24 protein-coding genes are annotated in these 23,497 nt (G+C 43.1%); 3 read left to right on the top strand and 21 right to left on the bottom strand.

Going from position 1 to position 23,497, the window contains the following annotated elements; translation table 11 throughout:
• The first annotated feature begins 103 nt into the window (after positions 1-103).
• On the top strand, positions 104-514 hold the full coding sequence (locus GJU41_RS05495; RefSeq protein WP_070878949.1) for a VOC family protein: 411 nt from the start codon (positions 104-106) through the stop codon (positions 512-514).
• Between the two features lie 165 nt (positions 515-679).
• On the opposite strand, the gene GJU41_RS05490 is transcribed toward GJU41_RS05495, so the two are convergent.
• The 10 genes from GJU41_RS05490 to GJU41_RS05445 form a co-directional block, all read right to left on the bottom strand.
• Positions 680-1,240, bottom strand: coding sequence for a maltose acetyltransferase domain-containing protein (locus tag GJU41_RS05490; RefSeq protein ID WP_070878948.1), 561 nt, complete (start codon positions 1,238-1,240; stop codon positions 680-682).
• Positions 1,241-1,343: 103 nt separating this feature from the next.
• Positions 1,344-2,708: an aspartate aminotransferase family protein gene (locus GJU41_RS05485; RefSeq protein WP_070878947.1), complete on the bottom strand. Its 1,365-nt coding sequence runs from the start codon at positions 2,706-2,708 to the stop codon at positions 1,344-1,346.
• Positions 2,709-2,726: 18 nt separating this feature from the next.
• Positions 2,727-4,190 (bottom strand): CoA-acylating methylmalonate-semialdehyde dehydrogenase, encoded by a 1,464-nt coding sequence (locus GJU41_RS05480; RefSeq protein WP_070878946.1) that lies wholly within the window; start codon positions 4,188-4,190, stop codon positions 2,727-2,729.
• Positions 4,191-4,775: 585 nt separating this feature from the next.
• Complete coding sequence (locus GJU41_RS05475; RefSeq protein WP_070878945.1) at positions 4,776-6,398, bottom strand: PucR family transcriptional regulator; 1,623 nt, start codon at positions 6,396-6,398, stop codon at positions 4,776-4,778.
• A gap of 127 nt (positions 6,399-6,525) precedes the next feature.
• Complete coding sequence (locus GJU41_RS05470) at positions 6,526-6,741, bottom strand: hypothetical protein (RefSeq protein ID WP_070878944.1); 216 nt, start codon at positions 6,739-6,741, stop codon at positions 6,526-6,528.
• Positions 6,742-6,755: 14 nt separating this feature from the next.
• Positions 6,756-8,231: an NCS1 family transporter gene (locus GJU41_RS05465; RefSeq protein WP_070878943.1), complete on the bottom strand. Its 1,476-nt coding sequence runs from the start codon at positions 8,229-8,231 to the stop codon at positions 6,756-6,758.
• A gap of 42 nt (positions 8,232-8,273) precedes the next feature.
• The gene (hydA, locus tag GJU41_RS05460; RefSeq protein ID WP_070878942.1) at positions 8,274-9,692 is read right to left on the bottom strand and encodes a dihydropyrimidinase; all 1,419 of its coding nucleotides are present in this window, start codon (positions 9,690-9,692) and stop codon (positions 8,274-8,276) included.
• A gap of 17 nt (positions 9,693-9,709) precedes the next feature.
• On the bottom strand, positions 9,710-10,996 hold the full coding sequence (gene preA / locus GJU41_RS05455) for an NAD-dependent dihydropyrimidine dehydrogenase subunit PreA (protein ID WP_070878941.1): 1,287 nt from the start codon (positions 10,994-10,996) through the stop codon (positions 9,710-9,712).
• Positions 10,997-11,562: 566 nt separating this feature from the next.
• Positions 11,563-12,879 carry an NAD(P)-dependent oxidoreductase gene (locus GJU41_RS05450; protein ID WP_083328297.1) on the bottom strand — a complete coding sequence of 439 codons (1,317 nt, stop codon included), beginning with the start codon at positions 12,877-12,879 and terminating at the stop codon, positions 11,563-11,565.
• A gap of 66 nt (positions 12,880-12,945) precedes the next feature.
• Positions 12,946-13,836: a nitrilase-related carbon-nitrogen hydrolase gene (locus tag GJU41_RS05445; RefSeq protein WP_154318126.1), complete on the bottom strand. Its 891-nt coding sequence runs from the start codon at positions 13,834-13,836 to the stop codon at positions 12,946-12,948.
• A 277-nt stretch (positions 13,837-14,113) separates the two neighbouring features.
• Between GJU41_RS05445 and GJU41_RS05440 the strand changes: the two genes are divergently transcribed.
• Positions 14,114-14,404, top strand: coding sequence for a DUF6509 family protein (locus GJU41_RS05440; protein ID WP_070878059.1), 291 nt, complete (start codon positions 14,114-14,116; stop codon positions 14,402-14,404).
• A gap of 168 nt (positions 14,405-14,572) precedes the next feature.
• Here GJU41_RS05440 and GJU41_RS05435 read toward each other — a convergent pair whose 3' ends face one another.
• From GJU41_RS05435 to GJU41_RS05415, 5 genes are all read right to left on the bottom strand, one after another.
• On the bottom strand, positions 14,573-14,968 hold the full coding sequence (locus tag GJU41_RS05435; RefSeq protein ID WP_070878057.1) for a cytosolic protein: 396 nt from the start codon (positions 14,966-14,968) through the stop codon (positions 14,573-14,575).
• Positions 14,969-15,064: 96 nt separating this feature from the next.
• Complete coding sequence (locus GJU41_RS05430) at positions 15,065-15,682, bottom strand: acetate uptake transporter (protein WP_070878055.1); 618 nt, start codon at positions 15,680-15,682, stop codon at positions 15,065-15,067.
• Between the two features lie 152 nt (positions 15,683-15,834).
• The gene (gene cspD / locus GJU41_RS05425; protein WP_070878053.1) at positions 15,835-16,038 is read right to left on the bottom strand and encodes a cold-shock protein CspD; all 204 of its coding nucleotides are present in this window, start codon (positions 16,036-16,038) and stop codon (positions 15,835-15,837) included.
• 809 nt (positions 16,039-16,847) lie between these two features.
• Positions 16,848-17,306 carry a TlpA disulfide reductase family protein gene (locus tag GJU41_RS05420; protein ID WP_154318125.1) on the bottom strand — a complete coding sequence of 153 codons (459 nt, stop codon included), beginning with the start codon at positions 17,304-17,306 and terminating at the stop codon, positions 16,848-16,850.
• Positions 17,307-17,375: 69 nt separating this feature from the next.
• Positions 17,376-17,918: a peroxiredoxin gene (locus tag GJU41_RS05415; protein WP_154318124.1), complete on the bottom strand. Its 543-nt coding sequence runs from the start codon at positions 17,916-17,918 to the stop codon at positions 17,376-17,378.
• Positions 17,919-18,250: 332 nt separating this feature from the next.
• Between GJU41_RS05415 and GJU41_RS05410 the strand changes: the two genes are divergently transcribed.
• Positions 18,251-19,108 (top strand): mechanosensitive ion channel family protein, encoded by an 858-nt coding sequence (locus tag GJU41_RS05410; RefSeq protein WP_154318123.1) that lies wholly within the window; start codon positions 18,251-18,253, stop codon positions 19,106-19,108.
• 33 nt (positions 19,109-19,141) lie between these two features.
• Here the strand turns inward: GJU41_RS05410 and GJU41_RS05405 are convergent, their stop codons facing one another.
• The 6 genes from GJU41_RS05405 to GJU41_RS25345 form a co-directional block, all read right to left on the bottom strand.
• Positions 19,142-19,384, bottom strand: a complete 243-nt coding sequence (locus tag GJU41_RS05405) for a YkuS family protein (protein WP_070878045.1) — start codon at positions 19,382-19,384, stop codon at positions 19,142-19,144.
• Between the two features lie 55 nt (positions 19,385-19,439).
• Entirely contained in the window at positions 19,440-20,567 is a 1,128-nt protein-coding gene (locus tag GJU41_RS05400; RefSeq protein ID WP_154318122.1) for an N-acetyldiaminopimelate deacetylase, read from the bottom strand.
• 80 nt (positions 20,568-20,647) lie between these two features.
• Positions 20,648-21,358, bottom strand: a complete 711-nt coding sequence (gene dapD / locus GJU41_RS05395) for a 2,3,4,5-tetrahydropyridine-2,6-dicarboxylate N-acetyltransferase (protein WP_070878041.1) — start codon at positions 21,356-21,358, stop codon at positions 20,648-20,650.
• A gap of 79 nt (positions 21,359-21,437) precedes the next feature.
• Positions 21,438-21,896: a flavodoxin gene (locus GJU41_RS05390; RefSeq protein WP_070878039.1), complete on the bottom strand. Its 459-nt coding sequence runs from the start codon at positions 21,894-21,896 to the stop codon at positions 21,438-21,440.
• A 17-nt stretch (positions 21,897-21,913) separates the two neighbouring features.
• Positions 21,914-22,810 carry an exo-alpha-sialidase gene (locus GJU41_RS05385; protein WP_154318121.1) on the bottom strand — a complete coding sequence of 299 codons (897 nt, stop codon included), beginning with the start codon at positions 22,808-22,810 and terminating at the stop codon, positions 21,914-21,916.
• 166 nt (positions 22,811-22,976) lie between these two features.
• On the bottom strand, positions 22,977-23,261 hold the full coding sequence (locus tag GJU41_RS25345) for a flavodoxin domain-containing protein (protein ID WP_318185288.1): 285 nt from the start codon (positions 23,259-23,261) through the stop codon (positions 22,977-22,979).
• Positions 23,262-23,497 lie beyond the last annotated feature (236 nt).

Genomic DNA, 23,497 nt, shown 5'->3' with positions numbered 1-23,497 from the left:
TTATTTACATTCCTGCCTTTTTTCGATTTGTTTAAAGACAGAAAAATGGTAAGATGATAAATATTGGCATTAAAAAATATTATCTTAGGAGTGATTATGTACTATGTCAGTAGACGTATACCTTAATTTCAATGGCAATTGCCGGGAAGCAGTCGAGTTTTATGCAAAGGTTTTCCAGACAGAAGAACCTAAATTTATGACGTTCGGCGAAACACCGCAAAATCCCGAGTACCCTCTGCCGGAGGAAGCGAAAGATTTGATCATGCATACAAGACTTTCTATTGATGGAAGCAATGTCATGTTTTCTGACACTTTTCCGGGGATGCCTTTTGTGGAAGGGAATAATATCACTCTTGCTTTGGTAAATAAGGACATCGAAGAGCTGACATCTATTTTCAACCAGCTTAAAGATGGCGGCAAAGTTGTCATGGATCTTCAGGAAACATTCTGGAGCAAGCTTTATGGACAAGTAACAGATAAATTCGGCATTCATTGGCAGGTTAATTACGAATAATTCAGAAAAGCGCAAGCGCCCGTTTAGCTTAGGCATGGCAGATCCGTTCTGGCCGAGGAGTTGGGCGCTGGAGCTGGACGTAGATAACATTATATAATTATCCACAACCTTTTACATTTAATCATTTCCTAAATCGTAAAAAAAGAGGCCTCTCTGGCCTCTTTTTCAATTCTCAATAGATTTTATGACTCTTGCTGGATTTCCTCCAACTACAACATTGTCAGGGACGTCCTTCGTCACGACTGCGCCGGAGGCAATGACTGCATTGCTTCCGATTGTCACGCCCGGATTAATGACCGCTCTTCCGCCAATCCACACGTTATCGCCGATTGTGACAGGTTTTCCGAATTCCGCTCCGCTGTTTCTCTCTTCCGCATTTAATGGATGTGCGGCTGTATAAATGTGGACTCCTGGAGCAAGCATGCAATTGGCGCCGATTGTCACCTTGCAGACATCTAAAATAACGCAGTCAAAATTCGCGTAGAAGTTTTCGCCTACATGAATGTTTGAGCCGTAATCACAGCGGAATGTAGGTTCTATGTAAATATTCTCTCCAGTCGTTCCAAACAGTTCCTTAAGTATTTTTTTACGCGCATCATCATCCGTTTCAATTGTCTGGTGGAACAGCCTTGTTAATCTTCTGGCGCGGGCACGTTCACTTACTAAATCTTCGTCCCAAGCTAAATAGAGTTCTCCGGCCAGCATCTTTTCTTTTTCTGTTTTCATGATGAGCATCTCCTTGTAACCGTTATAATTCCTTCATTATACTCTCAGCCATTTCATTTCCACAAGAAAAAACAGCGCGATCCACCATGCGCTGTTTTCCCATTTAATTCGTTTCTGCGATCCCATTCAGCTCCCCAACAACCGTATCCACGATAAACACTGCGTCCTCTTCTTCCAGATTAAGAGGAGGAGAGATTGCAAGGACGTTGTTGTAGCCTGCTACAGTGGCGCCATTTTTCCCAATAATCAGCCCTTTTTCCTTGCAGGATGCAATTACTTTATTCACAAGACCTGCATCCAGCGGTTTTTTCGTACCTTTGCTTTCTACAAGCTCGATTCCGATCAGGAGACCTTTCCCTCTTACATTTCCAACATAACGATTATGCTGGAGACGTGATGTGAGTTCGGATTTCATTCGGCCTCCAACCTCGTTTGAACGTTCGAACAGCTTTTCATTTTCAAATATTTCGATATTTTTAAGTGCAAGTGCACAGGCTGCAGGGTTTCCTCCAAATGTGTTCACATGGCGGAAATAATCATATTCCTCAGTTCCTTTAAAGGCTTCATAGATTTCTTTTTTAACAGCTGTAGCGGATAGCGGCAAGTAGGCGCTTGTAATCCCCTTGGCCATCGTTATGATATCCGGCTTTACTCCGTAATTCATAAATCCGAATGCTTTTCCGGTTCTGCCGAAACCGCAGATGACCTCGTCAACAATGAGCAGAGCCCCATGCTTTTCACAGACTTCTTTTACGCCTTTCATATAATTCTCAGGCGGCATCAGAATGCCTCCGCCTGTTATGATCGGTTCCATGATCATCGCGGCAATTGTTTCGCTGAGCTCCCATGTCATTGTCTGGTCAATGGCCTGAACCGATTTCAGTTCAGCCGGGGCTGCATTTTCGTCTTCTGGATATCGGTAAGTGTCAGGCGGCGGCACATGTATAAATCCTGGTGCAAGCGGCTCGTATTTATATTTTCGCTGAGCCTGCCCGGTGGCAGCTAAAGATCCCATTGTATTGCCATGATAGGCCCTGTACCTTGAAATGATTTTATAGCGTTCATGGCTGCCTGTTTGCTGATGATATTGGCGGGCAATTTTGAATGCTGTTTCATTTGCTTCAGAACCGCTGTTTGAGAAAAAGATGACATATTCTCCGCCTAGCATGTCATTAAGCTTTTCTGAAAGCTGAATGGCAGGCAGATGACTTTGTGTTAACGGAAAATAAGCAAGCTTTTTCAGCTGCTCGTATGCAGCTTCCGCAAGCTCTGTTCTTCCGTAGCCTGCATTCACACACCATAAACCGGCCATGCCGTCCAAATACTTTTTCCCGTTTACATCACTGATCCATGCGCCCTTTGCTTCCTCTGCTATAATTGTCGCCTCTGGATTGAAAGGCTTCATAGAATGCCAGAGATGAGCCTCATCTTTTTGCAGAGCATCTCTTACATCTGTACTCTTTTGCATATTCATCCTCCTTGTCTATTAAAAATCAAATCTGGATGTAATCATTTTTTTGCGTGTATAGAAGTTTACGCCGTCTTTGCCATTAACATGTAAATCTCCGTAGAAAGAATCCTTCCATCCCGAAAATGGGAAGAAAGCCATCGTTGCCGGCACCCCTACATTAATTCCAAGCATTCCTGCATCCGCTTCTTCCCTGAATGTCCGAATGGCCTGAGCATCCTTTGTATAGATGGTTGCTCCGTTTCCATAACGGGATTTACGTATATAATCAAGACCTTCATCTAAATTTCCCGCTCGCAGCACACTGAGCACCGGTGCAAATATTTCATCCTTTGCAATGGTCATTTCAGGTGTAACCTTGTCAAAAATCGTTGCGCCCAAAAAATAGCCTTCTGTTTGATTTTCCATATCGCGCCTTCCATCTCTTAAAAGTGCTGCCCCTTCCTCAATGCCTTTTTCAATATAGCCAATGACCTTATTCAGGTGGGTATCACGAATCACCGGAGTCAGGAGCACTTCCGCGTCCAGACCATTTCCCATTACTAAATCATCCGCTTTTTGCTTTAAGGTTTGCATAAATTGATCCCCTTCTCCAACAACAACAACTGCGCTGCAAGCCATACAGCGCTGGCCGGCACTGCCAAAAGCAGAGCTGATAATATGCTGAGCCGCTTTATCAAAGTCTGCATCCGGCATCACCACGTGATGATTTTTTGCACCTGAGAGAGCCTGAACCCTTTTACCTTTCGCAGCAGCTTTTTCATACACATATTTTGCAACAGGCTGAGATCCTACGAATGAAATCGCTTTAATATCAGGATGCTCCAATAACCCGTTCACCACATCGTGACTTCCATGAACAATGTTCAAAACACCATCCGGAGCACCTGCTTCTGTGAACATCTCAGCTAGCTTATTGGCCAGCAGGGGTGTCCGCTCGGATGGTTTTAAAACGAATGTATTTCCGCATGCAACCGCAAGCGGGAACATCCACAATGGCACCATCATCGGAAAGTTAAAAGGAGTAATTCCGCCGACAACGCCAAGCGGATAGCGGAACATTTCAGAATCCATCTCTTCTGCAATTCCAGATAAGGATTCACCCATCATTAAGCTTGGTGCTCCCGCTGCAAATTCAACGCACTCTATTCCTCTTTGAACCTCGCCGTATGCCTCTTTATAAGCCTTGCCATTCTCAGAAACAATTAATTTGGCAAGCTCTGAATGATTTTCTGTCAGTAAATGATGATATTTAAATAGAATTCTTGCTCGTTTCGGAACTGGCATCAGCTTCCATGTTTTAAATGCCAGTGCTGCCGCCTTTGCCGCCTGATCTACATCTTCGGCTGTTGAAATCGGAACAGCTGCGATCCTCTTCCCCGTGGCCGGATTAATTACGCCCTGCACTTCATTCCCCGCTGCACTCACCCATTTTCCATTGATGAAATTTTTAATTGCTGCTGCTTCATTTACAACTGTCATTGTCATCCCTCCGTATATTCTGAAAATTCTACTAATTGTGTTCATTATCTCTCACAAAGGAGCGGCAATCATTAGACACTATGTAAAAGATACGGGGGGAATATTGCTACAATATGATTAGAAAAGCGGAATCGCCCGTTTAGCTCTGACAGACAGATAAGGCTCAGCCAGTGAAGGCGCTTTTTGCCTTTGCTGGATGAGCCGTTCTGGCCGAGGAGTTGGGCGATGGAGCTGGACATTGTAGAAAAGCGGAATCGCCCGTTTTAGCGCAGGCAGACATATAAGGATCCGACAGAAAAGGCGCTTTTTGTCTTTTATGGCGGAGCCGTTCTGGCCGAGGAGTTAGGAGGCGGAGCTGGACAATGTAAAAAAGCGGAGCCGACTGTTCAGACCGAGGAGTCAATACCGAATTGATGGGGTTTCCAATTTAATTGGAGGGGTTTTGGAATTAATTCATGTGGTTTCCGAATTAATTGGAGGAATTTGTTCTGGCCCGATATGAAGATAAGAATTCACCCGAAAAGCTTCGTCTCATGCAAAAACTTAATGAAAAAAGAGCACTCTTCAAAAGAGCACTCTTTCCTGCTACTCAATCTTATGCTGCAGCGGAATGGTTCCTTCTGTATTCATGATGAAATCGTGAGCCATCAGCATAAATTCAAGGGCGAGTCTTCTGTCTGAGTTCATGAAGTTTTCGCCAAGGAGCAGTTCAAGCTTTTCAATGCGATGGTAGAGTGTCTGTCTGACGATAAATAATTTTTTTGAAGTCTCTTGTTTAGAACCGTTGCATGCCAGATACGTTTTTAAAGTAATCAGCATGTCACCGTTATATTTTCGGTCATATTCTATGACGGGGGCCAAATATTCTTGAATGGTTTCTTCGAGATTGCCATGTTTTTTTAACAAAGACATCATCCGGTACATATGCAAATCCTGATAAAAGTAGCTTTTGCCTTCTTTAGAAAGGGAATCTTGCAGAGCCAGGGTTTCTTTAGCTGTTTGATAGCTTAAATGAATACTTCCGAGTTTGTCGGCAAACTTCCCGACTCCAATAGAAATAGATGAGGTTCTGATCCGTTCGGAACCGTTTCCTGAATGAATTCTTGAGAGAGCCCCATCCATTCTTTCTTTCCAATCCTGCTTGTTCCGTTTGTTCCCCACGATAAAAATAAGATGATGGCGGACTTCAACGGTAAACAAGTGAAATCCAAATTGCTCAAATACCGTTCTGAACAGAAGCTTGAAATAAGTGCTGTCGACGTTTGGAGGCTGCCCCCCTGAATCAGGCGAAAGCTTGCAGATGCAGACTGTCCCTCCATTTAAACGCAGCTTCGGATCAATGAAGGAGAGCTGTTCTTTGATGACTTCATCCGTGTATTCTCCTTCAAGCCAGTTTGTCAGCCACTCGCTTTCTTCTGCCATCTTTTTTTCTTTGACATATAAATCCCGCAGCAAATGCTGGGCAAATGCGTTGGCTGTTCTGTCTAAAATGAGAAGATCAAATTCATTCAGTTCGCGGCAGCTGGCAACAATCAGCAGCTCAGCGTAGGTTTCTCCAAGAATCTGCACAGGCTGACTTGCGATATTGGATTTATTGTTTTCATCTCTATTCCCAATTTTCAAAAGCATCGCTTCTTTTTCATCTGCCTTTGGCTCTGGGAAGAAATCGGCTTTATTTCCGCTTAATACAGCAATAACCTGAACTTCTAAATAGACCTGCAGAAATTTCAGGATTTGCTGGCAGTCTTCAATTTCAAGCAGCATTTTGTTCAGCTGCTGGGAGTATTTTTCTAAATCTGAGAGAAGTTGATATTGTTTATTGATGATGAGGGAATGCACATCTTGAGTAATTTCAACAAAGGGAACCTCTTGATGAAACAGAATGATAGGAAAATGGTGGTGATCTGCAAGTTTGGTAACTGCATCCGGAATATTATGAATATGTGTGCCCATTTCGATGCACAGTCCGGCAGCATGCCTCTCGATCAATTGCCTTAGAAAGGATACAAAGTGCTCGGGATCATCTTTAAAGCCAAGACCTGTTGTAAGAATAAGCTCATGGCCATTTAAGAGATTGCTGATTTGAACCGATTCTACAATATGAACCCATTTCAATTGGCGGTGCAATCCTTTAGCACCAGCGATTACGTCTGTTTGGGCAAAATGCTTTCGATTTAAAATCTCATCAATCGTTATGTATGATTTCATCCGCACACCCCTTTTTTGATGTCGCTACAGTCTATTAAAAAGAATGGCATGTTTGAACACTATACGTTTGTCAGTTTTTCTCACAAAAAAGATAGGACAAATTCTGCCCTATCTTTGTCGAACTATGTCATTTTCGGATTTGAGCCAGCAGCATGGCTGAAAAATACTTTCTGGCATCCGCCGTTTTTACGTGCATTTCAGCTGAGTCGTTTTGATTCTTGTGATTTCTGAAAGTAAGAAAAGCACCGCTTAAATTTTCTGTCACGCTTGTGATTTTGTAGCCCTGACTGAGATAATAATCAATCTTATCTCTTTCAGACAGATACTCCTGGTAATCAGACATAACGAGCCTCCTTCTTATAATTGCTCTGTTTGCGCCGGGGCAATGGCAACGTTCGGCACTGCTTCATCTTCGAGATCGATTGTCCAGTCATTTCCGACTGAGATACCCAGATACTTTTGATCATCGGGATCTATTAATTCAGCCTGGGCATAAATCTGAAACCACCAGTATTTCCCTAAAATGTAATAGACAATGCAGCCGACTGCAAAGCCGACAATAAATGAGTATGAAGGAATAGCCACTGCAGCTGCCCCGCCAATGATCCATGCGATAAAGCCTGCAGCATTTACACCTTTCATATATTTATATTGTCCATCTGATTCAAAGAGGTCTTTTACATTAACCCTGCGCTTTCGAATTAAATAATAATCAGCTACTAAAATCCCGCATATGGCAGATAGGATTCCTCCGACTATTAATAAAATTCCAATGATGACGCCAAATAAACTCCACGGCTGAACGACGATTCCAATAAAACCTGCAACTGCTACTCCCGCCCAGAAAGGAACCTTTGGCCCTCCCACATTAGAGAAAATGGTCGCTGCAGGAATCAGGTTTGCAGAGGTATTTGTGGACCACTGCGCAAGCACAATCATAACCAATAAGATACCAAGAATAATGCCAGATGCAGATTGCTGCAGGGCAACGACCGGATCATAGTTTGTTACAGCGATGTAAGAAACGGCGCCAATCACGACCATAAAGGTTTGCACGATTGGATAGGCAATTAAATTGCCCGCTATTTGGCCTTTGTTCCGTTTGAACCAGTTCTTTTCCAATTTAGGTGCTTTCACATAACGGGAAAGGGAGGGCATATCCGCAGCGAGGGTTCCCCAAAATCCCATGTTGGACATAATGACAACCATGAACGCTGTAAATGCCGCTCCTCCAGTTGCCGGATTTTCAACCCATGACCACACGTTTCTGCCTTCCTGCAGCGCCTGATCTGATAATGTAAAATACATCCAGCCTGAAATAATGATGATGACAGGTGCCGCTAAATCAGCAAATCGTTCAATCGCCTTCATTCCCAGTGCTGTATTGATGACTTGCAAGATGGCAAAAATAAAGAAGCAGACAATCCAATTATCAAACCCGAATAAAGTAGCAAGAATGGCATTCATGGCACTGGCGCCAAAGAATGTATTTACACCAAACCAGCAAGAAGCTACAAAACCGCGTACGACGGAAGGAATGTGCGTCCCGACTGTTCCAAAAGGCGCTCTCATATAAACAGGGAAGGATAAGCCATGTTCAACACCAATATCCCCTGTTAACGTCATTATCAGGCCTAGGACAATTGAGCCAATTATTGTTGCAGCAATCACCCATCCTAATGGGAGACTCTGAACACCTGATCCGCCGATGGCAAATGCAGCAAGCACAACGGCCATTCCAACCCAGATTAAAGCAAAGCCCAGCGAACCAATGTTTTTCTTATGATGAGGAATCGGCAGCAAATCAGGAGACTTCAAATAATTTTTAGCCACTTTCGCATATCCCCTTCCAAATGGTTATCTCTTTGGTTCTTTTCAGATCGAAATCGGTGCGCTTTTGCTCGCGTCAAGCAGCTCTCCGTATTTAGCTCTCTTCTGATATTTGCCTTTGCCTGCCTGGCCTGCAAATTGCTTATCCTTTACGACAAATTCTCCTCTTGATAAAACGGAAACAGGTTCTCCCGTTACTTGCAGACCTTCAAATGCGTTATAATCAACCGCCATGTGGTGAGTTTCAGCAGAAATCGTCCGTTCTGCAGATGGATCGAAAAGGACAAGATCCGCATCAGAGCCGACTGCTATTGTTCCTTTTTTAGGATAGAGACCGAATAGTTTTGCTGTCTTTGTGCTAGTCATATCAACAAATTGGTTTAAAGAGATTCTTCCTTTATTCACGCCTTCAGAAAAGAGAATGCTTAGACGATCTTCAATAATTGGGCCGCCATTTGGAATTTTAGTAAAATCACCTTTTCCCAAATCCTTCTGTCCTTTAAAATCAAACGAGCATTGATCAGATCCAAGGGTCTGCAGCACTCCTGTTTTCAGCGCATTCCACAGGACATCCTGATGCTTCTTTTCTCGGAGAGGCGGTGACCAGACATATTTTGCCCCTTCAAAATTCGGCTTTTCCAAGTACGTTTGATCAAGAACCAAGTACTGAGGACATGTTTCTCCCCATACATCAAAGCCCTTGCTTCGCGCTTCAGCAATTTTTTCAACAGCGTCTGCACATGAAACGTGCACAACATATAGCTGCGAGCCGGCAAGCCCCGTTAATTGAGCCGCTCTTCCAGTTGCTTCGCCTTCAACTTCAGGAGGGCGTGTTAACGCGTGATTTATGGGATCTGTCTTTCCTTCAGCAAGTGCTTTTTTTGTCAGATAATCAATGACATCTCCATTTTCAGCATGTACCATGACAAGACCGCCAAGTTCTTTAGCCGTTAAAAGCGTCCGGAATAATGTTTCATCGTCCGCCTGAAAAACATTTTTGTAGGCCATAAAGACTTTAAATGAAGAAATGCCTTCTTCATTAATGACAGCTGGAAGCTCTCCAAGTACATCATCATTTATTTCAGAAATCATTAAGTGGAAACTGTAATCGATCACGGCTTTATCTTTGGATTTTTCATGCCATGTCTGAATGGCATTCTTAAGTGGTTTCCCTTTTTCGGTTAGACAAAAATCAATAACCGTTGTTGTGCCTCCAAAGGCTGCAGCCATTGTTCCGCTCTCAAAGTCATCCTTAGTTACCGTTCCTCCAAATGGCATATCGAGATGTGTATGGGGGTCAATTCCGCCGGGAAAAACATAGCATCCTTTTGCATCTACGATTTCTGCACCTTCTTCAGGCAAATTGCAGCCAATCGCTGCAATTTGTTCCCCTTCTACTAAAATATCTGCTTTATACGTATCGGAAGCTGTTACAATTATGCCGTTTTTTATTAATTTTTTCATCACACCGCGCCCTCCCTTTACTTCACAAAGTCTGCACTTGAAGTTCCAAGTGCTCCAATCACTGACTGCCTTTCATTCCATGTCATCGGAGGCAGTTCATTAGCAAGCTCGACCATATCGATGGCTCCATCTACCGGACATACGATTGAACAAAGGTTGCAGCCGACACAATCTTCTTCACGCACTTTCAGATAAGACTGACCGCTTGCATCCTTCAGCATGTCAATACACTGATGGGAAGTATCTTCACAGGCGATATGGCATTTATTGCAGTTGATGCACACATCTGTATTAATTTTCGCTACAACTTTATAGTTTAAATCAAGCTCTCCCCAGTCTGAATATCTCGGAACAGATTTGCCGACCAGGTCCATGACGGAGTTTAAACCTTTGTCATCTAAATAATTGGACAGGCCTTCAATCATATCTTCAACAATTCGGAATCCGTGATGCATGGCGGCTGTACAAACCTGGACGCCCATTGCACCCATGAGCATGAATTCGACGGTATCTTTCCAGTTTGAGATGCCGCCGATGCCTGAAATCGGCACATTGATCCGCGGATTCCTTGCACATTCCGCTACCATGTTTAACGCAATCGGCTTAACAGCGGGACCGCAGTAGCCCCCGTGAGCGCCTTTTCCGGCTACATGGGGAATGGTATTCCATGTATCAATGTCAACGCCGGCGAGGCTGTTTATCGTATTGATCATGGAGATGGCATCCGCTCCGCCCGCAACGGCTGCCTCAGCTGTTACCGTAATATCGGTAATGTTTGGAGTGAGTTTGACAATAACAGGTGTTTTCGCCGCTTCTTTAGCCCAGTAAGTTTGCCTCTCAACCAGGTCCGGCACCTGACCGGAAGCCGCTCCCATGCCGCGCTCTGCCATGCCGTGGGGACAGCCGAAATTAAGCTCAAGTCCATCTACCCCAACATCCTCCACCCGCTTAACGATTTCATGCCATTTCTCCTGTTTCGGTTCTACCATCAGCGACGCAATAATCGCATGGTTCGGAAATCTTTTTTTCGTTTCGTAAATTTCCTTTAAATTCACCTCAAGCGGACGATCTGTAATCAATTCAATATTATTAAAACCGGCCACACGCTGCCCATTAAAACTGACGGCAGCAAATCGGGAAGAGACATTTAAAATCGGATCCCCGAGCGTCTTCCATACAGCCCCTCCCCAGCCTGCTTCAAACGCCCTCTGAACCTGATAGCCGGAGTTTGTCGGAGGGGCGGATGCAAGCCAAAAAGGATTCGGTGACTTTATCCCTGCAAAATCAATTCTTAAATCAGCCATGAATGTACCTCCTTATAAGAAATGCGGAACTGCCCGTTTAGCTCAGGCATGACAGATAAGGATCAGCCAGTGAAGGCGCTTTTTGCCTTTGCTGGATGAGCCGTTCTGGCCGAGGAGCTGGGCGGTGGAGCTGGACAACTGGAAATGCGGAACTGCCCGTTTAGCTCAGGCATGACAGATAAGGATCAGCCAGTGAAGGCGCTTTTTGCCTTTGCTGGATGAGCCGTTCTGGCCGAGGAGCTGGGCGGTGGAGCTGGACAACTGGAAATGCGGAACTGCCCGTTTAGCTCAGGCATGACAGATAAGGATCAGCCAGTGAAGGCGCTTTTTGCCTTTGCTGGATGCGCCGTTCTGGCCGAGGAGCTGGGCGGTGGAGCTGGACAACTGAAATGCGGAACTGCCCGTTTAGCTCAGGCATGACAGATAAGGATCCGGCAGGAAAGGCGCTTTTTGCCAATGCTTTCGGAGCCGTTCTGGCCGAGGAGCTGGGCGGTGGAGCTTAACCACTGGAAATGCGGAACCGCCTTCTTTAGCCCAGAAGCGGATCCGTGCAAATCGAGTGTAAGTCAGGCAAGCTTCAGTTCTTCAAAGGATATCTTTTTATGAATCTCATAAGCTGTCAGCTTTCCTTGCTGCGCAGCTGATACGACCATCGCATCTCCCTGGCCTTTGCCGAAAATCACATCTCCGCAGGCAAAGATTTTCTCATTTGAGGTTTGGTAAGATTCCTCTGAAATACGCACTACCCCATCAGAGTGTTCGACGCCGAATTGTTCTATTAAATTGAGGTATCTGGATTGACCGATTGCACGGATGACAGCATCTGTTTCGATGATAAACTCAGAGCCCGGCACGGGAACAGGTCGAGGGCGCTGTCCATCAATTCCTGCAGAAAGCTCCATTTTGAAGCATTCAATTCCTATTACTCTATTATCCTCATTTGTTACAATCCGTTTTGGGGCAGTTAGCCATTTGAATGCTACGCCGTCCTGCTTGGCGAATTCATATTCAAAATCGTAGGCAGTCATTTCCGCCTGAGTTCTGCGGTAAAGAATACTGACATCCTCTGCGCCAAGCCTGACAGAGCAAGTAGCAGCATCGATTGCCGTATTTCCCGCTCCTATAACAACGGCCTTCTTCCCTATGAGGTCCATCGTTTTTGCCGTTTTTGTCTCTTTTACAAAATCAATTGCATCGTATACTCCATCTGCATCTTCGCCTTCAATGCCAAGCTTTGGAACAGATGACATACCGACAGCAAGAACAACGGCATCATAATTCTCTATTAATTCAGAAGCCATGACATCTTTCCCTATCCGTGTATTCGTCCTGATTTCAACATCAAGGTTTTTCACTTGCTCAACTTCCCAAAAAGAAACGGATTGCGGCAGCCTGAATGAGACGATTCCATACGTATTTAAACCGCCGGCGTATCGTTCCGCTTCAAAAATCGTTACGGTATAACCCAGCAGAGCAAGCTCCCTTGCAGCTGATAATCCTGCAGGACCTCCGCCCACAATGGCAACGGTCTTCCCATTCTTTTCACCTGCCTTAAACAGGACTTGTTCATTATGAATCGCCCAGTCGGTGGCATAGCGCTGCAGGTTTCCGATCATGATCGGCTTTGTAGATGAATTAAGGACACATGCTCCTTCACATAGCTCCTCTGTCGGGCAAACACGGGAACAGCTTGCTCCCACAGGATTGGCTGTCATAATGGTTTTGGCGGATCCCTTCAGATTTCCAGAAGCAATCTTCTTAATAAAAGAGGGGATATCAATACCAGTCGGACAAGCCTGAATACAAGGTGCGTCGTAGCAGTATAAACATCTGTTCGCTTCCTCGAACGCTTCCCTGTTTGACAGGGCCTGCTCAACCTCCATAAAATTTCTCTCTAAATCTGTTAAAGAAATTTCCCTAGTCAAGATAAAAACCTCCTTTTCCAGCGATTAAGGCAGCAAAGCCGTCATTTCCTGATACGTTTCCGGACGTCTGTCACGATAAAACTGCCACGTATCCCGGACTTCGCGGATTAATTTTTTATCCATCTCACCGATAACGACCTCGTCCCTATCCCGACTTCCTTCGGCCACAAATCGGCCTCTTGGATCCGCAAGATAGGATTGTCCGTAAAATTCACCCATGTTCCAAGGCCCTTCGTAACCAACCCGGTTAATGGCTCCAATGTAATAGCCATTTGCAACGGCATGTGCCGGCTGTTCAAGCTTCCATAAATACTCTGAAAGACCTGCTACTGTAGCTGAAGGGTTGAAGACAATCTCAGCCCCATTTAAACCAAGGAGCCTTGCACCTTCAGGGAAATGGCGATCATAACAGATATAGACCCCAATTTTCGCAAAAGCTGTATCAAAAACGGGATAGCCTAGATTCCCAGGTTTAAAGTAAAACTTCTCCCAGAATCCGCCTCCCTCTTTGCCCACTCCTACATGCGGAATATGATGTTTTCGGTATTTCCCTAAGTATGATCCATCCGCATCAATGACTGCAGCTGTATTATAATAAGTAGCAATTCCTTCGCGTTCATAAATCGGCAGGACAATTACGATGCCCAGTTCACGGGCCAGCTCCTGAAACCGTTTAGTAGTCGGTCCATTTGGAATTTCTTCTGCTGCATCGTACCATTTCGTGTTCTGTTCCGTACAAAAGTACGGGCCATAAAAGATTTCCTGAAGACAAACAATCTGCGCACCACGGTCGCTTGCTTCCCTCACAAGCTTAATATGCTTTTCAATCGCTTTTTTTTTGTGAACTTCGACAGCCTCATTTCCATCCACATCATTGCTGGCCTGAATTAATCCAATCACTACTTTGTCTGACATGCGACAGCCTCCTTAGGACAATTGTTTCAAAAAAATAAATAAAATATTCTAAATATTAAAAATTCAAACTTTGTATCTATTTTACTTTCAATTCCTTCCGTTTACATTGTACAAATTGTTAAAAGGTTTCTTTCATTTCTCTTGCACTATGTAAAAAAGGAGGATGGTGATGTGAGATTTTATAACATTTTTAGTGTAAAATTTGTGTTATCTCCCGTTTTTCGTTAGGATAAGGAAGAGACAATTGAATTAAATTGAGAGATTGGAATGATACATATTGAATATTGCAGCCTACACGGTTGAAAAATTGCATGATCCATTCGGCATTCTATCAGGAGATCGTTATGAATTCTTTCTGGAGCTTGATGTGGATGAAGACGATGAATTATATACAGAGAAGGGCCTGCTGTTAAAGGTTATTTACTTAGTCGATGACAGCGGCGGAAGAATCTCCGTTTATCACCTCATGGAAAAGGAAACGAACACATTTCTTGATTTTGAGCTTGATGAAGAAGAAGAGGCCATGATCAAAGAATTTTGCCAGGGGCATTATTCAGAAGAAAATTAAGAAAGAGCAGGCGGTTAGCCTGCTCCTTTTTTAAGAGATAAGAAAGTATAAAATTTTGCGCTTCGATGGCGAGCTGAATCGCTCAGGCTCCTCGGCCAGAACGGATCCGAAAGTATTGGCAAAAAGCGCCTTTTCTGTCGGATCCTTATCTGTCATGCCTGAGTTTTCTTATCCTTCTATTTTTTTGCCTTCTTCCACGATATGAAACAGAAGATGCGCCAGATGATGGATCGGTCCGTGTGCTTCTTCCTCTTCGTTCGTTTCTTCATTAAATTCCAGATCATTTAAATATAGAGCCGTGAATTGATAGAAATCCTTCAGCTCAAATGAATAGCATGCGCTTGGATCTTCCTGCTCTTCTTCATAATGAAGAACGAGGTACCACTCTTTTCCGTCTTTATCTTCCCCGTCAAAGAAAACGAAAAAGCCGACGTTTGTATCAAGCTCGAACAAATGGCGCGTTCCGCCTTCTGTTACAAGGTGGAAATCTTCCTCGTTCAGTTTTTGAACTGTCATTGCATCTGTTTGATCTTCTTTATGAAATTCTACTGAAAATGAATTCATGCTATCTCTCCTATGTATTAGATTCTTCCCTATCGTATACCACTTTTCCCTAAAAAACAAAATGAAGGCTCCTTTTTCAAAAAAGGAGCCGTTTCATTACTTTTTAAAGATGCCAAAAGGTTTTCCGATCGGCAGGAAAACACGTCCAAAATGAGCATTCAGCACTGCTGCCGCTGAACCGTAAAATGATAAGAGAGCAATAAGCATTTCAGAAACTGCCGCAAGCATATGCGTTGCTTCGTGCATGATGCCGAAAGAGCTTAAAGAAAGACCGATAAATAAGAAATCAATAAGGACGAAAATAAAAAATAATACTTTATGCGTTTCCATGGCACCAACTGTCATGAATAAGCTGAAGATTAAATAGCCGACAAAAGCAAAGCCAAGCTGTTTTGGATCAACGCTTGCTGCAAGCTCTTCTCCGAATACACCTAATTGAATAAGCCAAGAACCTCCGACACCAAGCCAAAAAAGGCCAAATGCACCAAAAGCAGTCGTTCCGAACGTGTTGTTGTGCTTTGCATCATTGATGCAGGCAAACAGCTGAGCAAATCCCCCTAAAAAAATCGCCCATGGCAAAATAAAAGAAAGACCCTCTGTTAACCCAAGCTTTTGCGAAGAAGCAACGAGTGTAACCATTGCAAGTCCAAAAAGTCCAAGTGCTGAAGGATCTGCGGTTGTCATTTTTACTTGTTGTACATTCTGATTGTTCATGATGAACCTCCTATATTTTAAACACATACTTGAACAAGATACAGGATTGAAATAGCGGTGTCAATGAGTTTTTAAGGGATAAAAAATAGTAAACGATTACATTTTTTCCGGGGAAAATAAAAAAAGCTGCCATCAGGCAGCTTTTTAGTTCATTATAATTTTACAACGTTCTCTGCTTGAGGTCCGCGGTTGCCTTCAACGATGTTGAATTCAACTTCTTGGCCCTCTTCTAACGTTTTGTACCCTTCGCCAGTGATCGCGCTGAAGTGAACGAATACATCGTTTCCGCCTTCAACTTCGATAAATCCAAAGCCTTTTTCTGAATTAAACCATTTTACTTTTCCAGTTGCTTGCATGAGAAAACCTCCAAAAATTTTTTAATATGTCCTACTATTTACAACATGGTAAATAAAATATTCACATATTATAAAGAGTATCAATAGAGGAATAGATAGTCTTTATAACATGTGAATGCTAAACCCCATATGAATTCATCTTAAAAAGATTTGACTGATAGTCTGACAATATTTATTGGTCATTCATTTATTTAACTGTGAACACAAAGCAACGAAAGCCCTACCTCTCTCTCGTCCTTGCGGCTCCGATGACCGCGCCAGCTTGAATTGAGCTAACAAAAATCAAAGGATTTGAACTTGAAAAACTAGATTATCCAATAAGGATAATTGAATGTGAATCTCTATTATTTCTTGGTAGAAGGGTGTTTATATTATGAACTAACTTTTTTATTATACATTGATTGAAGAAGAAAATCAACTTTTGGGCATGTTTTAGCCGACTTTTTGTCGAAGGAAAATTGCTGCATTATTTACGAACGTTTTTGAAATCACTTTATTTCAGGAAAAATAATAACTAACTAGCTCTGTGCGAACTTATTAATAATTATCAAAAGGCTGTTTTCGCATAGATTGTTGTTTTTGATTATAAATGTTGTCCGTTCCTTTCCGCTACAGGAACTTGCTTTCCGCGGGGAGCGTGGAAGCCTCCTCGGCGAGCCTGCGGGTTCTTCCATTTCGCTCTTTTTTCCCGCAGGAGTCAAGTTCCTGCAGCGTAGATCCACTAATGGTTTTAAACATGTAGTCTCATCAAAGTTTATGAAAAGAGCCTATCAAAAAAAGCGCCCCATACTCAGGGGGGCGCTCTTCTCTTATTCTGCTGCGTTTTCTGTTTCAGCCAATACGCGGTTTACACGCTTTTCAAGCATTTTCATGCCGCTTCCGCCTGCCTGGAAATGACGAAGAGCTCCAGTTTTATCAAATACATAGTACGCAGGCACATATTGATTATCAAATGCATCTGTCAGCTTGTGTTCGCTGTCAACGAAAATCGGCTGTGTGATGTCATGCTCAGCTGCTGTTTTTTTAATGTCCTCTAAGTTCAGATCGTCTTCTGATCTAGGCATGTGAACAGCAACTACGTTCAATTTATCTTTGTACTGATCTCTGAATTCATTAACCTGAGGCATTGCTTCCTTGCAGAGATGGCAGCTTACAGACCAAAAATGAATGAGTGTTGGTTTTTCACCAATTAAATCTTCTTTTGTCTGCTGGCCGTTCAGCCATTCCACTGCACCGTTTAATTCCGGCATTTGTTCGCGTAATTTCATTGTGAACCCCTCCATTACTTGTTTAAAAAAGGCCTAACCGAGAGTTAGACCTTCCTTTTCTATTAAAACTTATAGAGTTGCTTGTCCTGGCTTCCAGTTAGCTGGGCAAAGTCCGCCAGTTTGCAATGCTTGAAGCACACGCAGTGTTTCATCTACATCGCGGCCGATGTTGTTGTGGTTTACAACAGCATACTGAAGCTCGCCGTCTGGATTGATGATGTATAGCCCGCGCAGAGCAACACCTTCTTCTTCGATTAACACGCCGTACTCGCGTGAAACAACGTGGTTTGTATCTGCTGCAAGCGGGAATTTCAACTCGCCAAGACCGTTTTCTTTGCGGTCTGTGTTGATCCAAGCCAAGTGAGTATGAATTGTATCTGTTGAAACGCCGATTACTTCAGCATCAAGGTCTTCGAACTCGTCAGCACGGTCAGACATTGATGTAATTTCAGTTGGACATACAAACGTGAAATCCATTGGATAAAAGAATAATACTGTCCATTTGTCGTTTTTCATGTTTTCTTCAAGACTTACTTTGCCGAATTCTTTGTTAGCCATTACAGCATCCATTTCAAAGCGCGGAGCTTGTTTTCCTACCATGCGTTCTGCCATTATGTATCCCTCCAAAATGTATTTTGATATCTGGTATCGATATCAGCTTAATTGAGAATAATCTTATGATTTTCTCAACTGGTGACTTATTCGTTTCACACTAAACATTATAGAGCAATCCGATTTTTTAGTCAATATTAAATAATAATTAATTTAATATAGACTGCTCAAGTGCAAATGAATACATCAATTGGTATTCCCTTTTCTGTGCCATATCAATCATCAAAATTCTGCAAAATGCGATTGATTTCAACAAATTAAGTTTAACATGCTGAGCAGCGGGTAACCAAATAATTAGTCTTGGTTTTAATTGAACAGGAAGGATGTTGTAGATGGAATTTTTTGATTTACTGAACAAAATTAATTGGGCAGGTCTTATGACTACTGCAGGAATTATCACCTTAAAGCTGATTGGGATCCTGATCGCTTTCGTCGTGGTAAAAGCGATTGGCACACGGGTTGTTGATAAGACGTTTACACGCGTGCAGCAGCGCCAGTCCATTTCAATCGGCCGGTCAAGAACCCTTCAAAGCTTAACATTAAATCTCTTTTCTTATATTTTAATTTTCATTTTTGTCGTAATGGTGTTCGAGGTATTTGAATACGATGCGACAGCACTCCTTGCAGGTGCCGGAGTTGTCGGACTTGCGATTGGTTTTGGAGCTCAGGGCCTTGTAAGCGATGTTGTAACAGGTTTCTTTTTACTTCTCGAAAAACAGATCGATGTGGAGGACTATGTTACGACAGCCGGTTATTCAGGAATAGTTGAACAGGTTGGGCTGAGGACAACTCAGATCAGAAGCTTTGACGGCACATTGAACTTTGTGCCGAACCGTGAAATCGTCAGTTTAAGCAACCATTCGCGCGGGAACATGAGAGCGCTTGTTGATATAGGAATTTCATATGATGATAATATTGATGAAGCCATCGCCGTTCTTCAGGAAGCGTGCGACCGCATTGCTGCTGAAGATCCGGCGATTGTTGACGGACCAAGCGTCATAGGCGTTCAGGGTTTAGGAGCTTCAGATGTTGTCATCCGCATCATTGCCAAAACTGAAAACATGATGCAGTGGGGAGTTGAGAGAAATCTCCGCAAGAAATTAAAAGAAACACTGGATGCCCATGGGATTGAGATTCCGTTTCCGCATCAGGTATTTGTTGAAAAAAAGGCTAATCAGGTTCAACATTAAAAAGCTGCCAGCCGGCAGCTTTTTTCTCGTGTGTTATTGCATTCTGTTCTCAACATGCTGGCAAATTTCATCTGCCGTATAACCGCTTGCACTGAAAACAGACCCATTTGTCACCGCATTGCTGATCCCCATGATATTGGAATCTTGACCGGTAATGATGCAGAAGTCACAGCCTTTTGCATCTTCTTCATTTCGCAATTGAACGACCTCATAGCCTTTTTCCTGAAGAGCTGCTGTTACATCTGATAATGATTGTTCAACACCTATTTTTGGCATTTCATCCACCTCCTATCACTAATGTGTCACATGGAGGGGACGTTTATTCTTGGATTCAATTTGCTTTATAGAGAAAATATTTGCACATCAGCTGAACAGCCATTTCAATAGCTTCTTCTTTTGGCTGCAGTTTAGAATGATGCAGTCCATATGGGGATTCCACTCCGAGCCAGAACATAAAGCCTGGGATTTCATCAAGCATATAGCCGAAATCCTCGCCTGTCATGGCTTCACGGCATAATACAACCTCTGTATCCGTGTTTACTTTTGTGAAGCCCATGAATTCTTCAGTAAGCTCGTGATGGTTATATACTTGGTGGTACATTGAGCCATAATCAATAAACGCCTTGCATGCATAGCCAATCTCAAGCCCATGAACAAGCGCTTCAATCCGTTCTTTCACTTTTTCCATGGATTCAACAGAAAGCGTTCGAATGGTTCCTTCAAGTCTTGCATTTTCTGCAATGATATTTTGAACAGTCCCGCCGGTAATTTTCCCGAAAGTAATGACTGCACTGTCCAATGGGTCGACATTCCTTGAAACGACAGACTGCAGCTGTGTGACAAGTGAAGCTGCCGCAACGATCATATCCTGTGTTGTATGCGGATATGCCGCATGTCCTCCCTTTCCTTTTAGGTCAATAAAAAGCTCTGACGTATTGGCAAAAAGCAAGCCTGGACGGGTGGCAATTGTACCTACCGGATATTCTGGCGCAATATGGAGTGCTGTAATTAAGTCTGGCTTCCACTCTTTCATGACTTCACTTTGCAGCATAGGTTCAGCTCCGCCTGGTCCCTCTTCAGCAGGCTGAAAAATGAAGAGCAGATCATCTCGAACTTGATTTTGAACAAAATAAGTGATAATGCCAAGTGCAATCGTCATATGAAAGTCATGACCGCAGGCATGCATGCGGTCTGCGTGCTCTGATTGGAAAGAATAATCCGTTTCTTCAAAAATCGGCAGCCCATCCATATCTGCACGGTAAGCAATTGTTTTTAATGGATCGATCCCTTTTACTTTAACAAATATTCCAGTTTTCCACGTTTTGATTTCAAGTCTTTCAGATGATAGTAAACTTAAATAATTCAGAAGGTATTCCTGCGTTTTAAACTCCTGAAAGCCAAGCTCTGGGATACGGTGGAGATCCCTTCGAATCGTAATTAATGATGGCAGCTGATTCATGACGCTTCCCCCTTATACCTATATACCTATAGAGAAGGCGCGGATGAAAGTCATCCACGCCTTAAAAACAGAAACTCGTATTATAGCTGTCTTAATTCTTGTTTGATTTCTGTTTTTGATTTTGTTTTTTCGTCGATGTCTTTAATTTTTCGTGCAGGTGTACCAGCTACCACTGTATAAGGAGCTACGTCATCAATAACAATCGCTCCTGCAGCAACAACCGCTCCTTTTCCGACAGTAACGCCTTCAAGGACAACTGCATTCGCTCCGATTACAACGTCATCTTCAATGACAACCGGTTTAGCTGATGGCGGTTCAATAACTCCCGCAAGAACAGAACCTGCTCCAATATGACAGTTTTTTCCGACTGTAGCGCGTCCGCCAAGGACAACGTTCATGTCGATCATTGTACCTTCACCGATCACAGAACCGATATTAATAGAAGCACCCATCATAATAACAGCATTATCGCCGATTTCCACTTGATCACGGATGATCGCGCCTGGCTCAATGCGGGCTTTGATGCCTTTCATGTCAAGCAATGGAATCGCTGAATTGCGTCGGTCATTTTCTACAACGAAATCTTCAATTTTAGCTTCATTTTTTGTTAAAGCCTCTTGAATTTCAGCCCATTCACCGAAAACTACCCCGCTGTTGCCATTTAAAAATGTTTTAGAAGAAGAACCAAAATCGATGCCTTCTACGTCACCTTTTACGTAAACTTTTACAGGTGTTGATTTCGTGCTATTTTGTATAAATGATATAATTTCATTTGCATCCATCATTTTCATATGTATTCCTCCTTCAGACTATGTACTTCATTACTGTATCAAAGGAAGTGTTTGTTGACAAGCCGATTGTCTGCACAAATTATGAACGCACGGCCGATTGGATGCAGCGGGCAAATTGGCGGCCGAATTCCAGACAGGCTTCCTCCTGATCACCATCCGGAAAACACTCAATCTTAAGGCTTTCCATAATAAGAGAGCCATTATTCTGCTGGATTTTTTCAGCGAGCAGGTCAACCGCACCGCAAAAAAGATCATAAGCTGTATCACCTGAACCAAATAAAGCGATGGTCTTATCTTCAAAATCATAATCGTCCATCTCATCATACAGATCCAGCATTTCATCAGGCATCTCTCCGTCTCCCCATGTATAAGCACCAATTAATAAGTGATCATACTCTGTGAAAACGGTTCCGTCAATATCCATTGCTTCAAACTTTTCAGCTTCTGAGCCCGCTTCATTTAGGCCTTTCTCAATTAAATCGGCAATGGCTTCCGTATTGCCTGACATGCTTGCATAAATAATTGCTGTTTTCCCCATTTATTCAATCTCCTTTCTTAATGAACCACTGTTGAATAACCGTACAAATCACCCTGTTTGCTTTCATGAAGGCCTGCTGCAAAAAATGACCGTCCGCTGCCTGCAACCCTGAACGCATGCCCTTTTATTGTTTCCGCTGGAAAAAGGGCCATGGTATCCTCATTTAATGCATATATCCTGGAAAATCCGTACTTATCCTGACTTGACGCGGCATACGTAATCGTTTCATCACAAAAAACATCCAGAAACGCTTCCTCGCTGTAGATATTTTGACAGCTGATCCAGTTAAGGTCATATTTATCATTCAGGTTAGCCATTTCAATACTCCCTGCATGTCCTTTTGCAGAGCCTCTGCAGACCAGCAGATTTCTATTTTTATCAACGGCTATTGAAGAAATCATGGAGTGTGCTTCCTTTTTAATTCTTGTAAAGGAGCCTATATGATAATCATATCTCCACAAGCCCCCATGCTCTGCATGAATCTGCGTACCGATAAAAAGCTGATTATCATGGAGATAGAGAGATCGGATAACAGGTTTTGAGGAAAAGTGCTTAAACGGCTTAAATCCGTTCCATGATCTCCCGCTGTCATTTGACTGATAAATCATATGTTTTCCGTGAATGATGACCGTTCCATCATCATTGCCCGCAATGGACCAGATGGCTGCTGTTGTCGGAAGGTACGCCTCAGTGCTTGAGAAATCCGATGTATTCATACGGAAAATAAAGCCTTCTTCGCCAACTCCGAATAAATAAGAACCAAGCACTTTTAAGCAGCGGATTTTCTTATCAATTCGGAGAAGCATTTCCCATTGATCGTGGCCGTCAAAAAAATAAAGCCCTTCATTTTTTATGGCAACAAAATATCCGCTTCCCGCAACTTTTTCGACTGCTGTTGCACCTCTATGAAACAATTGATGTCACCTTCCCGCTTTTGGAACACCATTCAGAAAAAGCTTCTGCAAACTGGATGCATTCTGAGATATCCTCTTCTGTTTCAGGTGAACCCTCTATTTTCAGCAAGTCTGCAAAAACATCCGCCCCTGTTTCTGTAAATCTTCCATGTAATAGATCGACCGCTTAAGTGTGATCACCTGATCCAAAGCAGCCGATATTTTTGCCTGTAAGGTCAGCATCAGCAAGTTCTTCATAAAAGTCCTCCGCTTCATAAGGAAGATCCCCATCCCCCCATGTATAGGATCCAGCGAGTATATAATCGTACTCCTTGATACTCTCACTATCACAAGCATCCATTTCTTCATATGTAACTTCCATCTCATCTTCTTGCAGTCTTTTTCCGATCAGTTTAGCGATATCTTCTGTATTTCCTGACATACTTGCATTTATAATAAGAGTTTTTTTCAACAAAGCCACCTCTTTAATTGATAATGATTTTCATTTTCATAAATTCACTATAATTGAAATTGATTCTCATTGTCAATGGTGTTTTAAAAAAAGCCTGTTTATGATTATAAATATTGTCCGTTCCTTTCCGCTGCAGGAACTTGCTTTCCGCGGGGAGCGTGGAAGCCTCCTCGGCGAGCCTGCGGGGTCTTCCATTTCGTTCTTTTTTCCCGCAGGAGTCAAGTTCCTTCCGCTGC

The sequence above is a fragment of the Metabacillus idriensis genome, assembly GCF_009674765.1.
Lineage (GTDB): Bacteria > Bacillota > Bacilli > Bacillales > Bacillaceae > Bacillus_P > Bacillus_P idriensis.
The sequence above is the reverse complement of the archived record's forward strand: the minus strand, read 5'-3'. Positions and strand labels throughout refer to the sequence as shown.

Bases quoted from the DNA above. Each gene is read 5' to 3' on its own strand.
- GJU41_RS05495 (WP_070878949.1), top strand. From the start codon at position 104: ATGTCAGTAGACGTATACCTTAATTTCAATGGCAATTGCCGGGAAGCA.
- GJU41_RS05490 (WP_070878948.1), bottom strand. From the start codon at position 1,240: ATGAAAACAGAAAAAGAAAAGATGCTGGCCGGAGAACTCTATTTAGCT.
- GJU41_RS05485 (WP_070878947.1), bottom strand. From the start codon at position 2,708: ATGCAAAAGAGTACAGATGTAAGAGATGCTCTGCAAAAAGATGAGGCT.
- GJU41_RS05480 (WP_070878946.1), bottom strand. From the start codon at position 4,190: ATGACAGTTGTAAATGAAGCAGCAGCAATTAAAAATTTCATCAATGGA.
- GJU41_RS05475 (WP_070878945.1), bottom strand. From the start codon at position 6,398: ATGAAATCATACATAACGATTGATGAGATTTTAAATCGAAAGCATTTT.
- GJU41_RS05470 (WP_070878944.1), bottom strand. From the start codon at position 6,741: ATGTCTGATTACCAGGAGTATCTGTCTGAAAGAGATAAGATTGATTAT.
- hydA (WP_070878942.1), bottom strand. From the start codon at position 9,692: ATGAAAAAATTAATAAAAAACGGCATAATTGTAACAGCTTCCGATACG.
- preA (WP_070878941.1), bottom strand. From the start codon at position 10,996: ATGGCTGATTTAAGAATTGATTTTGCAGGGATAAAGTCACCGAATCCT.
- GJU41_RS05450 (WP_083328297.1), bottom strand. From the start codon at position 12,879: ATGGAGGTTGAGCAGGCCCTGTCAAACAGGGAAGCGTTCGAGGAAGCG.
- GJU41_RS05445 (WP_154318126.1), bottom strand. From the start codon at position 13,836: ATGTCAGACAAAGTAGTGATTGGATTAATTCAGGCCAGCAATGATGTG.
- GJU41_RS05435 (WP_070878057.1), bottom strand. From the start codon at position 14,968: ATGAATTCATTTTCAGTAGAATTTCATAAAGAAGATCAAACAGATGCA.
- GJU41_RS05430 (WP_070878055.1), bottom strand. From the start codon at position 15,682: ATGAACAATCAGAATGTACAACAAGTAAAAATGACAACCGCAGATCCT.
- cspD (WP_070878053.1), bottom strand. From the start codon at position 16,038: ATGCAAGCAACTGGAAAAGTAAAATGGTTTAATTCAGAAAAAGGCTTT.
- GJU41_RS05420 (WP_154318125.1), bottom strand. From the start codon at position 17,306: ATGAAATTACGCGAACAAATGCCGGAATTAAACGGTGCAGTGGAATGG.
- GJU41_RS05415 (WP_154318124.1), bottom strand. From the start codon at position 17,918: ATGGCAGAACGCATGGTAGGAAAACAAGCTCCGCGCTTTGAAATGGAT.
- GJU41_RS05410 (WP_154318123.1), top strand. From the start codon at position 18,251: ATGGAATTTTTTGATTTACTGAACAAAATTAATTGGGCAGGTCTTATG.
- GJU41_RS05405 (WP_070878045.1), bottom strand. From the start codon at position 19,384: ATGCCAAAAATAGGTGTTGAACAATCATTATCAGATGTAACAGCAGCT.
- GJU41_RS05400 (WP_154318122.1), bottom strand. From the start codon at position 20,567: ATGAATCAGCTGCCATCATTAATTACGATTCGAAGGGATCTCCACCGT.
- dapD (WP_070878041.1), bottom strand. From the start codon at position 21,358: ATGAAAATGATGGATGCAAATGAAATTATATCATTTATACAAAATAGC.
- GJU41_RS05390 (WP_070878039.1), bottom strand. From the start codon at position 21,896: ATGGGGAAAACAGCAATTATTTATGCAAGCATGTCAGGCAATACGGAA.